This window comes from Methylicorpusculum sp., assembly GCF_030651835.1.
Lineage (GTDB): Bacteria > Pseudomonadota > Gammaproteobacteria > Methylococcales > Methylomonadaceae > Methylicorpusculum.
In genome coordinates this window covers 1-11,439 of sequence record NZ_JAUSBX010000132.1, presented here as the reverse complement: position 1 = coordinate 11,439, position 11,439 = coordinate 1, and the positions used below count along the sequence as shown (strand labels likewise).

At 44.7% G+C, this 11,439-nt stretch carries 8 protein-coding genes; all 8 read right to left on the bottom strand.

Features of this window, described 5'->3' with window-relative positions; translation table 11 throughout:
• Positions 1-263: 263 nt before the first annotated feature.
• On the bottom strand, positions 264-3,329 hold the full coding sequence (locus Q7V32_RS17190; RefSeq protein ID WP_304898213.1) for a conjugal transfer protein TraG N-terminal domain-containing protein: 3,066 nt from the start codon (positions 3,327-3,329) through the stop codon (positions 264-266).
• Positions 3,330-3,332: 3 nt separating this feature from the next.
• Entirely contained in the window at positions 3,333-4,706 is a 1,374-nt protein-coding gene (locus Q7V32_RS17185; protein WP_304898212.1) for a conjugal transfer protein TraH, read from the bottom strand.
• 122 nt (positions 4,707-4,828) lie between these two features.
• Positions 4,829-5,779, bottom strand: coding sequence for a S49 family peptidase (locus tag Q7V32_RS17180; protein ID WP_304898211.1), 951 nt, complete (start codon positions 5,777-5,779; stop codon positions 4,829-4,831).
• A gap of 12 nt (positions 5,780-5,791) precedes the next feature.
• Complete coding sequence (gene traF / locus Q7V32_RS17175) at positions 5,792-6,811, bottom strand: conjugal transfer protein TraF (protein WP_304898210.1); 1,020 nt, start codon at positions 6,809-6,811, stop codon at positions 5,792-5,794.
• Between the two features lie 8 nt (positions 6,812-6,819).
• Positions 6,820-7,593, bottom strand: a complete 774-nt coding sequence (locus Q7V32_RS17170) for a hypothetical protein (RefSeq protein WP_304898209.1) — start codon at positions 7,591-7,593, stop codon at positions 6,820-6,822.
• A gap of 35 nt (positions 7,594-7,628) precedes the next feature.
• The gene (gene traC / locus Q7V32_RS17165; RefSeq protein WP_304898208.1) at positions 7,629-10,037 is read right to left on the bottom strand and encodes a type IV secretion system protein TraC; all 2,409 of its coding nucleotides are present in this window, start codon (positions 10,035-10,037) and stop codon (positions 7,629-7,631) included.
• A gap of 212 nt (positions 10,038-10,249) precedes the next feature.
• A complete protein-coding gene (gene traA, locus Q7V32_RS17160) occupies positions 10,250-10,558 on the bottom strand; it encodes a TraA family conjugative transfer protein (RefSeq protein ID WP_304898207.1) in 309 nt (102 codons plus the stop codon).
• 646 nt (positions 10,559-11,204) lie between these two features.
• The coding region (locus Q7V32_RS17155) for a hypothetical protein (RefSeq protein ID WP_304898206.1) at positions 11,205-11,439 on the bottom strand (235 nt) is incomplete at its 5' end.

The window sequence follows — 11,439 nt, the reverse complement described above, 5'->3', positions numbered from 1 at the left end:
GGCGTCTATGAAAAGGGCGTTAAATTAGCCGCTGATCAGGTCCGTGAACTTGAGGCAAGACTGCAGCGGTCAACGGCTTTGAAATGGTGGGACATTACCATCTCGCCAAAAATGGTATTTTGAGAAACGCATCATCCCTTATTTACTTCAGTTGTCAATTGAATATTGGCCTCCCGGACATTGAAAAGCGCATCATTTACTACGTTTACAATGGTGTCCTGCAATTTCTGTTTCTTTTTAAACATCATTGCCTCGCTAGGTTTTTAATTAATGGGTGGAAGATCGTTATCGGATGGCGTGTGAGGTATATCGCTTTTGCTTGGCTTTTTATCGTTCATGCCAAAAGTCTCTTTGAAAGAGTCAACCGATTGTTTTGCCGCATTTGAAATATCATTTTGTAAAGAATCAATCTTGTTATTCGCAGCAGTAGCAGCATCACGCGCCAAGTCGTGCCCTGCATTGCCAAAATTTTTACCGGCTTTAAGCCCCATATTCGTGCCATTTATATCATCGGGATTTAGATGCCCACCCTCTTTAAATTTTGCTGGGTATGGCTCAAATCTGCCTTTGTTTTTATGGCCGCTCAATTCATTTGCCACTTTGGCTTTCAAATCACCGACTCTTGAACTGTTGCCTGCGGGTTTTGAGCCAAAACCAGCCTGGCTGTTTTTGGCCCCGAAACCTTGCGATGGTGCGGTTTTATTTTCAGAACTTGCCGAATGAGCCATTGCTTTATTGGCTTGACTTGGGTGGAGACCCGATTTGGGCATTTGGTCATTTTTACTCGGCATTTCCTTTGATCTTCCTCCCATGTAGCCCCTTCTTCCGCTACCGGAACCTTCATCACCATCAACATCTTCCCCGCCCCCTTTTGCTGTAGATCTGAATTCGCCGGCTGTTTTCTCGCTAACGATTCCATCTACACTTTGTTGATCTTTGCTAAAGGCATCATGCCCAATGTCTACCCCAGTCTGAGTGTTGGTTGGCATGAGCTTGCTATTCACAATTTCAGCAGCTTTTACCGGATCGTGTTGATTCAGCATTAAAAAGCCAGATAATGCTTCGCGTTCATGACTCCCCGGCGCTAAGACTGCGCTGGAATTATTAATCTCGTACTGGGCATTTTTGGAGAGCTCGCCATAATCCTTTTCGCCCATGTTATTTTTCAATTCTTTTTGCGCATTTTTGATATCGGCAAGTGCGCCAGAATTAACCAGACGGGTCGCCAAATCCTGGTAAGGCGCGACTAGCGATTTGCCGGCGGAATCCTGCATGGTCGCGGTCTGAGTATATTTTTCGCTGGCCTGCTTGAGGGCGTTCAGTTGGCTTTGGTACTGTTTTCCAAGGGCTTCCATTTCCTCGGAAGACTCGAAGCTTTGGTTAGTGCTGGTATTGGATGTCCCGGATGATGATGTTGTTACATCACTCCCCATCACTCCGCTATTTACAACATGCTGAGCCATATCGCCCAGTTCTTTGGCTCTTGCCGCACTCATGCCTGAGTTTGACATCAAAGACGCCTGAACCGAGGCGCCGATCATGTCGGAGCCCAAGCCACCTTTAAGAGCTCCATTAACCCCTGCTTGAACCGACTCTGATTCTTGCTGTGACATACTTTGCGAGCTACTTGTTGTTCTTCCATCGCTCGAAGACCAATTGCTACCATCAGTTATGGTCTTATTCATGGCACTGGTGACCGCGCTGGCTTGATTGCTCATTGTTCCCGATCGGCTTGAAAGCTGATTGATTTTGCTTAAGGTTTCGCTAGCACTACTGCTTGCACTTTTGAGCGAATCCGTCGCGCTTTGTGATGCCCTTGCAAAGGTTGAAGATGCAGAGTAATTGGTATCAGCCATTGCTGATTTTTTAGAAGCTGTGTTTGGCGACATTTCCGCCATTGATCCCATGGTGCCCCATGACGAAGATTCCATGGGTTTTTGAATGTTTTGTGGACTCACACTGCTCGAAGCGCCTGATGTCATTTTGCCTGCTAAGTTAGTTGCTGCAACTGATCCTCCGTACACTAACATCAATGATAATGCCGGGACACTCGATGCCAGCATCCCACCGGCTGAAAGCCATGTTTCAAGAGTGCCGTATAGTTGATCGTGCATGACCATGGCATCAAGTCCTGAGCCATTCTCTTCCGCATGATTTGCAGCTGTTTCCAATATTCTTGTCGTGACTATGGTGATGTATAGGTTGCAGATTGCCATTAATGGCCCCCACAGTGCGATCCATATCATCATCTGTATGTATCGCGCTATCATCGTCATACCCATAGGACCTATCGTTGACAGAAAGGCGACTATTGGTGAAATCGCAACCGAAAACATTTCAACGAATGCCATCAAAGGTTTTGCTATTTCATTAAATTTGTTCTGTTCTCCAGCCCATTGAACTTGAAGATTTAGTGTCCCTTGTCTATCAATAAATGCTTTTTCGCCTTCTCTTAGATAAGAAGCCATCAGTGCATTTCTCATGAATATTTGGGAATCGTTTAAAACATTGCCAAGGGCACTGGACGCAACTTCTATCCTATCCACTGCTTTTATATCTGGGTTTGTTATCCCCAATACGCTCGCAACATGTCTATCAAGGGCGTCAAAAAAGGTATCGTTGCTTAAATATTTGCTTATTGCTTCATAGGCATCTTTGCAATTTTTTTGCTCAGCTGCAGATGCATTAGGCAGTGTTAACATGACATCAATATTGATAAAAGTTGTTTTCATTGCCTCCCATAAATCAGTTGATTTTTCCAGTGTTTCTCTCGTTACTTCATGATCGCCATCGGGAAGATCCAAATCAAACATGACACAATTTTCTATGTATCCATTGATAGATTTACCAAGATCACCCACCATTAATGAGCTTGATCCAGCTGTCCCTATTGATATTCGTCTGAGCTTTAGAAGCGTTTCAAGAGAATTAAGATAACCGTGAGCAATTAAACTCGCTTCGTTTGGTGTCGAAAAAGCTGTTTCAAACATATCGGTCATCCTTACCCCCATGGTTGATACAATAGACATTGGCACCGCCAAGCCTAATGGAACGTTTGCTACTGTTCTTACTTCGCCCGTATAAATATCCTCGATCAAAACAGTATCTTTCGGTATAAACATTGTTGAATAAACAATAAGCCCTACTAATGCATGCCTTAGAGGAAACTGCTGATCTGTTATGTACTTAAATGAAATAATTAAAATACCTAACGTAAATCCTGTGCTCATTAATTTGCCGATGCTATCGTTATTGAATACCATCGCCGCACCTTGAAACGCGCTATACAGTAATTCTCCATCACCGATACTCAAGATCTCGTAAGCCATCTTTTAATACCTTTTATTGTGATTTGGCGTTCTCATTGAATTAACAATATTTTGTTGCAGATTAATAAGTGAATCTACACCTTGTATCGTTTCACCAGAAACCCGGCGCTCTTCATTGAATTGCAATCTAGTATCTCGCATAACAGTTAGCATGGATGAATCCATGGGTCGACCCGTTGCTGCGACAGCGTTTCTTACGACATCGAACATTTCATCAACTATTCTATTTGTCAGCTCTGTGCTTTCAATGTCTACCATTCGTTCTGCAACAAGCGCTGCAGCCTGTATTTCTGGAGCAAGTTTTCTCAATAACCCATAGATTCCAGGCGAAGTTGCTTGAATAAACTGCTTTTCTTCATTACTAAATTCAGCGCCACCGCTTCTATTGGCTAGTTTCCTTACAATTCCGCCACTACAAGCGGCACAAGTTCCGTTGCCCCATAGCATTTTTCTAACTTTCGTCCTCATTCCATCGAAGGTTATTGTTTGTGAATTATCTCCATCCGGTAATAAACATTCTGCTGATTCACATTTATAGATTTCAACGCTTCCACCCTCTATAAAATCCCTTACCTTAATCAAAGGAGGTCTAAAATCGTATTTGATATCAGAACCATCTGCATTTTTATCAATGATCAACGTGCCTGTTAAGCTCATTAAAACCATCTTCAATTGGGTGTCACCATTATCAAACCAACTGATAGCGTTTGCTGTTTCTAATGCCTCATAGACAACGTTACCTGTAATTTCATCCGTACTGCCTTGCACGATGACTGTTTTGGCAGGTGATTCTGTTTGGTTTTCCTGTGAATCAAAAAAGTCAGAGAGATAACCACGCTCTGTGTTTATAGAAGATGCTTTTTTCATCCTCTCGTCATGCCAGGCCTGTAAACCGGTAGATCCGGCCATAGTGCTTGTAATCCATTTACCGGCCTCACACGAATTTCGCATGAGCGAATTTATTTGCGCTATATCTTTTTGAAGTTTAGAAATGATTTGTGCGCAAGTCGGGCACATCCCTTCAATGGCTAATTGAAATGCATATCCTATTGCAGCCTGAGCAATGCTTCGCATCAGCTGAGTGAGCTGTTCACTATTGATATACGAAAAAGATCCGCCGAACATGTCGATCCCGTTGCAGCCGCCCTTAAAATTGGGTGGGACAAATGAAATCAAATTGGGATGCACAACTTTATTTCTCATTGAGATATTGCCGCCCGTTATGACACCGCGGCGCTGAGTTTCATAAGAACCTGCCGGCGTCACGTTGATCATGTCGTTAAACATGCCACTCAGCTCTTCATTCAGGCCTGCCTGTGCCGGCGTTGCAATCAATAGGGGTAAAAGTACAAGAAAAATCAGGCAGCACTTGTTCATCAGATTAAGTCCAGGCTATGTTTTGGATAAAATCGATTCTTCTTTAGGTATTGTCTTGAGGTAACTATGCCCTAAATTACCCGCATCTACCTTATCGAAAGAAGCCGTTTTTTCAGCGTCTTTTAGTTTGCCCACGACAAAACTGTTTTCATGATCTGCGCGCTGAATTGAGGAAAAAATCCTTTTGATTTATTTGTCGGCCCAAAATCGTGGGTTGGCAGGTGCCATTCTCGATTGACGATAGATTCGATGGTGCCTATTTCATCTATCAACCCAATTTCCAAGGCTTGTTCACCCCCCCAAATTTCTCCGGTTGTGTAGTTAAACCCTTCCCTGATCTTCCCTTTGCGTTTTTCTTGAAATTCCTTGGCAAATACCAGCGCCATTTGATCGACCATTTGCTGCGCTTTCTCTTCTGATTCTTTCGACATGGCAGCAAAAGGATTCAGCATGTTTTTATGGACACCTGAAGCATAAATGCGTTGATTGATGTCCCATTTTTCGGCTAGTTTGTGAAAATCCCATCCTGCTATGATGGCGCCAATGGAGCCTACCATGCTATATCGTCCGGCAATGATTCGATCGGCATGCAATGCCAGCATATACGCCGCGGAGGCACCCGTATTGCCTATGAAGGCATATACGATTTTCCCTGTTTCCACTTTTAAGCGATCCAGTGTTTCGGCAATACGCTCAGACTCGAAAGGTTGTCCGCCAGGACTGTCGATATTCAAAGCAACTGCTTTGACTTTGGGAGAGTGAAAGACCTTTTCCAAAACCGGCACCAACTCTTCCGCTGATGCCAACTGACCTGCGCCGATTGAGCCGGACACATTGACGATCGCTACAATCTCTGCATTTGGCATTAGTTTGTAGCCAAGGCTGCTGGCATAAAAAGCCAAATAAACCGCAAAAAGACCGACACCCATTCCTGAAAAAGCGAGTCTTTTAATCCATCGCCAACGGCGTTCTGACCGTCGTTCCTTCAGAAGATCGCTCAATACGTGATCGGCCAAAATTGAATTAACGTCATATTGTTCAAGTTCATCATATTTTTTATCGGGTTTCGACATTAGGATTACTTCTCACAGTTGTTTTTTTAAGTTATCTCGTAGGGTTTTCACCAGATCATTGGGGTTATTCATGATGTCTTCATCGATGTTCTGGATCGTCTTGGTTTCAACCTGAATAGGTTTGACCTTACGCGTTTCCTCATATTCTTGGTTATTTAGCCAGCCATTCTGGTGTGCCAGCGCAATCGAACGCTTGATGATTTCATCGCCTGCCAACAATCCCTGTCCAAGCTGAATGGCACCGCCGTTCTCGCCCGGTTTAACTAAAAATAGTGATGGGGTCGTTTCAACACCCAGTTTTTTCGCTTGACCTCGGTCCATCGTGAAATCCGGAAAGCTTCCACCGGTTAGCGGCAAGCCATCACGACCAATGGCCAGCACCTTGAATCCGTAGGCATTGATCAAGCCTTTCAATACACCGGCCTGTTTAACGCAGAAATCGCATGTGCTGTCATAGAAAAACCAAAGCCCCGCGGTTTCAGCGAGTTTTTTTGCCGCTTTTTCCGTTCCCCTGGTCGACATTTCATCTTTGGCAAATGCACCAAAGGTAGCAATGGGTCTTCTGGTGTTTTCATCCAATAGCGCATCAGCCATCACAACTCTTTGCGAAACTTCTGAAAACTTTTCTGCCTTGTCGAGCATTACCCGTTGCAGGTACATGTACGTCGATACATTTTGTTGTGTAGGGTTGTCGATTGCCTTGTCTCTATACGTTTCCATGTTTTTTCGGAACCATTCTGCAGACAATGGTTTTGGCCCATCCGGCTTTGCTAAAGTCGGTTCTTCCTTTTTCTCTGGAACGGCTTGCTTAGAAGGCGCTATCGGTTCGGGTTCAGGGATAGCCTCGGTAGGCGGTTCTTCATACCAAAACCAACCTCTTTCTTTGTCTTCATAGAAGGGTGAGTCATTGTGCAGAACCGATAGTTGTCTTCGTCCATCCGACACACCGAAAAAACCGGCTCCATCACGCTCGTTCCCGATGGAAATAGAACTATGACCGCCCAATGAGACGGCCATAACTAAAGTCAGCAATCGATTTCTCACGCGCTTTCTGATTCGATTTCAGCGTTAATTTCTGCCTGAGCTTCAACGGAAATTTTTTTGCTCGATTTTTTTGGGGCGTCGTCGAGATCACTCGACTCATCTTGCTCAACCGCACTGATAATTTCGGTTTCGGAAACAGCCAATTCCTCGAAATGTTGATCTTGACCGCCAGCTGTTCTGGCTTCCTCTTCACGTGCGCGTCTTTGTTCGTTAAAACGGTTTCTGACGCCGATCATCAATGCCTGGCAGCGCTGATGCGCATCGTTAAATTCTTTTTCGATTTCCGTCAGTGCTTGACGTTTTTCAATGTCGGTTAACTTGCAAGCCAGCCACAACACTCTCAGCTTTTCTTCTAGATCGCGAGCTGAGTTGAGCGCGTTTAAAAATAACATTGCAATCGGGTCAATGATCGTGACGTTGACAGTCTCATACTTTGCTTCCCCTATGGTGATACCGCTCCTTTTGATGAGTTGATCAGCCACACCGATTTTTTTATCGATGTTCTCCTTCACGCCATTGATGATGGCAATCATTTCCTTGGTGAGTTTTTGCTCAACATCAAAACTTTGGCCTCTACCAATGCTGCAGTAGAACCGCGTCAGATAGGCCGACCGGGAAATTTCACGAAATCTAAGCCGGTAAACCCGCATGACGGCATCGGTAAAAGTCGCTTTTTCAATGATTTTGCTGTTTCGACAGTTTTCAATGAATTGCCTTCTATATTGAAAAGATGATTCTCTTTTGGGTGGAGTTTGGGTGTTTTCGGCCATAGTGTGTCCTCTTTGCTTTGAAATGAACTACTGATTTAGTTTCCTTCCGACGTTAAAATATCTTCGATCGCCTCCGCCGTCGTCATGCCACGGCTTGTTCTTTCGGTGATTTTCTTGATGTCATCAGGATGGGTTGAGTACAAAAGCTTGGTGTAGTTATCCACAATGAGTCGTCCGATACCGACCCCATAACTGGTAACGAAAAAAATTTCTGAATATTGCCCAGTGACTGTATGCACCGATTTTAGGAACGTGTAACCACCTTCACCGATCATCAACCGGTTTTGCCGTTTGATCGACTCAATGGTTTCAGGTTTTTGGAATAACAGATAAAGGTTGGCTGAGTTTTCCGCGATCGCGACACCTGACGGCGAGTTGTACAAATCATTCAAAGACTGGGTAATAGTGATAGCGGCACCGTTGTACTTCCGAAAACGGCGATAACCTGTTTCGATAAATTTCGCTATGTTGCCTTTGGCGAGGAGATCCCATGCCTCGTCAATGATTAGGATTTTTCGTTGATCACGATTTCCAAGATACATGGCTTGCTGGATCTGATAAATCAGGATCAATAAGACTACTTGTTGCAAGTGGCTTCTCCCTTTCAGTTCCTCCAGCTCGAGACAAGTCAGGGTGTTATCGAAATTGACGTTGTTGTCACCGTTGAAAAATCGGCCGTACTCGCCAGAGGTGGTGAAGGCAAATAATTGATGCCCCATGTCAACAACCCGCCGGTCGTCATCTTGCAACAGCAGGTCGGCAACTAGATCCACGGTCATGCTGCCTTCATGCTCATCCCATAATTCTTTGAGAATTGTCCGAAGTCGTGCAATCTGCAAATCCGACAACTTGTCTTCCATGGCGGCCATGGATACGATAATGCCAACCAGCATGTCGGCCTCTTCGTTATAATTTTTGATAATTTGAAACGGGTTCAAACAGATTTCGCTGTCCTCGCCGAATTCAACAAAATCGCCACCGATAGCCCCAGTCAGCTTTTCATAGGATCGACCAATATCGATTACCCAGCACTTAGCCCCCGAGCTGATATAGGACGTAATGATGTCGTTAGTTAAAAAGGATTTTCCGGAGCCGGAAGCGGCAACGACGCAGGTGTTGTAATTGGTATTCGAATCAAAAAGGTCCATATTCATGACCTGTCCGCCTCTTGAAATGAACGTTAACTGAGGCGTTCCGGTTCCGCTCCAATCGGAGATGATGGGCAAAAATTCAACCGCATGCTTTGACCCGCATCGCTTATAACGCTGGAGAAATTGCACGGCTTTTAAATCAGCGCAAAACGGCATCGAGTTGACCAGCATGGGTAGCGTGATGTACTTATCTTCTTTCATTCCCCAGCCGATTTCGCTGAAATACGTTTGAGCTTCAGTGAGACGCGTTTCGCTATTTGCCAAAGAATCCGTAAAAAGCCCTACACAGAGATTAACTTTTAATATTCGATCGCCATCATTGATCGAGTTGAACAACAAGTCTGAGCTTTCTTTCTTGAAAATTAACTTGGGATTGAATTTCAGCATCGGCCCGAAAGCCTGGTAGTTGACGGCATTGCGCTCTTTATCGGCGGTTGCTTTTTCTACTGCGTTATCCGGGATGAAAATATTTAGATTGATGAAAAAATTGCCGTGAATGCCGCGATTCCCCGTTAAAGGATCACCAATCATTCGCCGCATGTTTTGCAAGCTCATTTGTCCCGGAAGTCTGCCAGGCGATAAAATTCTCAATCGTTTATCGCCCAACCAAATTCCATTGGAATCCGTTTGCATCATGTCATCGTATTCGCTTAACTGTTCGTTGACCGGCGACGTTTGATCGTAATATGGCGCCGGGTTTCTCCAGTTAGCTTCATGACCCCAGTGCAAGAGTTGACCCATCAGACGGAGATAAAGCTCGGCGTCGATAGTGTTAGGCATAAAGCCTGCTGATTTCAGTGTTTGTTCGAAGGACAATCTCAAATCACGAGCGGATGCAATCTCATGCTGAGTCGGGAGGTGATTCTTTTTTTCAAGCGGAATTTTGATTGTGAAAATCACCTTGTATTCGCGCACTAAAGATGGCGCATGAAGGCTAAGCGCTTGTCTAGAGCCTGACTCTAGCATTTTCAGTCGATTATTCATCGACTCTTTCAACGCCTCATCGTTAATCGTTCGCATGGCTTTGATCTTGTCTAGCGTGGGTCTTATGTCTTGAGATCCCAGAAGCATGACTTGAATAAAGCTTTCTTTCGGGTAGTCAAACGAAAACAGTACGTTTAATCGCTGAGTGGTTGACTCATCAGATCCTGGAATGGGTTTCGCCACGAAACCAAAGCCGATGTAACCGTCGGCCATTGTGAACAAATTTGATTCATCGTCATACGATTCGACGGGAATCAGCTCTCTTAGCGTGTGGCGTTTAAGCTGTTTTTCATATACAAATGCACCCACAAATGATCTCCTGGTTTTTTCACTAAAACACAAGATTAATCATATAGCGGTGATTTGTTTTGCATCGAGGTGAAAGACGCGGTTTTTCGGCCCCTTTCGATTTTTTTTCGCCCAAAAAAAAGGCCGCACCTTGTCAAGATGGCGGCCCTTTCGTCTACAACTAACAAAAAAAGGGTACCGCCCATCGTGGGTGATGGGCGATAACTCTGGAATTACACCAGAGCGGCAACAACACCGTTGATGACGTTTGGACCGTAGTACAGAGCCAACGCACCACCGATGCCGATAACAACAGATACGATAGATTGGTTGACGATGCCGGCAGACAAACCCACCATGAACATGCCCAAGGCAATGATTTTTCCCAAAGTACCTTGAGTCCAGCCAACCAACAGTGTGTAGATGTCGTCGAACTCACTACCACCGGTACCGGCCATTGCTTCAGGAGCAAGCGCGACAGCAGCAGCAACAAAAATGGCCAACAATGGTTTAGAGGTAAACAGTGCTTTCAATTTGTTCATTTGAAGAACTCCAAAAATAGGCTTGATGAGGGTTGTCAGCTATTTGCAATTCACCGACCGAGGTTCTGTTCCGGAACACGGTCATTGTTAACAAAAAATCAGCGGTGTATAAGCGCGAAAGAGCAGCCTATCAGGTGTTCTTTTGATGGATAGACGAAAGACAGCCTATTTCGAACCGTTTTTATGGGCGATGAGCCAAAAAAAAGGCTGTCCCCAAGTATTTAAGGACAGCCTTTCGTTCTTTTAAAATTCAATCGGGAAATCAACCTCAAAGCATTAAAGCCTCATTTCCAAAGCAATTAAGGCGTCATTTGGTTTAACCGGTTAATGCAATGTATTTCCACTGGCAGCCATCTCCCAAGCATTAGAGCCAACTTTGAATGTAGAACAAATTTCGGCTGTTTGCAAAAAGAGGTTGGAATGAAGGCCGACAAGCTTGATCATTGAACTTGATCAATTGGCCGCTATGGATAGCTATTCATAGCGACCCAAACCCGCCATACACCTTTCTCCAAAGCGACCGCACGCCTAAGGATCGTTTTTTTGGTTTCGCTTCTACGAAGCTGCCTTTCGTGGTCTCCGGCACTCGGCCAAAACTGGACTGCGGCCTATGATTTGATCCTGGCCAATGACAGCATGGACTTAATCAATCAATAACGGCAACTGGCTCCGCGTCGTCAATGCTGTTTTCCGCCAGTTTTTCTGATTTAGCGGTAAAAGCTTCTGTGGGCCGTTTCAAGTCTCGGCCTAAGGTTGCTTTTTGCATGGCGTTAATGACGGTAGGGTTGGGAGAAAAATAGTCGGGTGTATTCCATTGACTCCATTTGTTTTTGATCGTGTTTAAATCATCCGAAGCAATATCCGCAACATGGCTGTTTTGC

Bases quoted from the DNA above. Each gene is read 5' to 3' on its own strand.
- Q7V32_RS17190 (WP_304898213.1), bottom strand. From the start codon at position 3,329: ATGGCTTACGAGATCTTGAGTATCGGTGATGGAGAATTACTGTATAGC.
- Q7V32_RS17185 (WP_304898212.1), bottom strand. From the start codon at position 4,706: ATGAACAAGTGCTGCCTGATTTTTCTTGTACTTTTACCCCTATTGATT.
- Q7V32_RS17180 (WP_304898211.1), bottom strand. From the start codon at position 5,779: ATGTCGAAACCCGATAAAAAATATGATGAACTTGAACAATATGACGTT.
- Q7V32_RS17170 (WP_304898209.1), bottom strand. From the start codon at position 7,593: ATGGCCGAAAACACCCAAACTCCACCCAAAAGAGAATCATCTTTTCAA.
- traA (WP_304898207.1), bottom strand. From the start codon at position 10,558: ATGAACAAATTGAAAGCACTGTTTACCTCTAAACCATTGTTGGCCATT.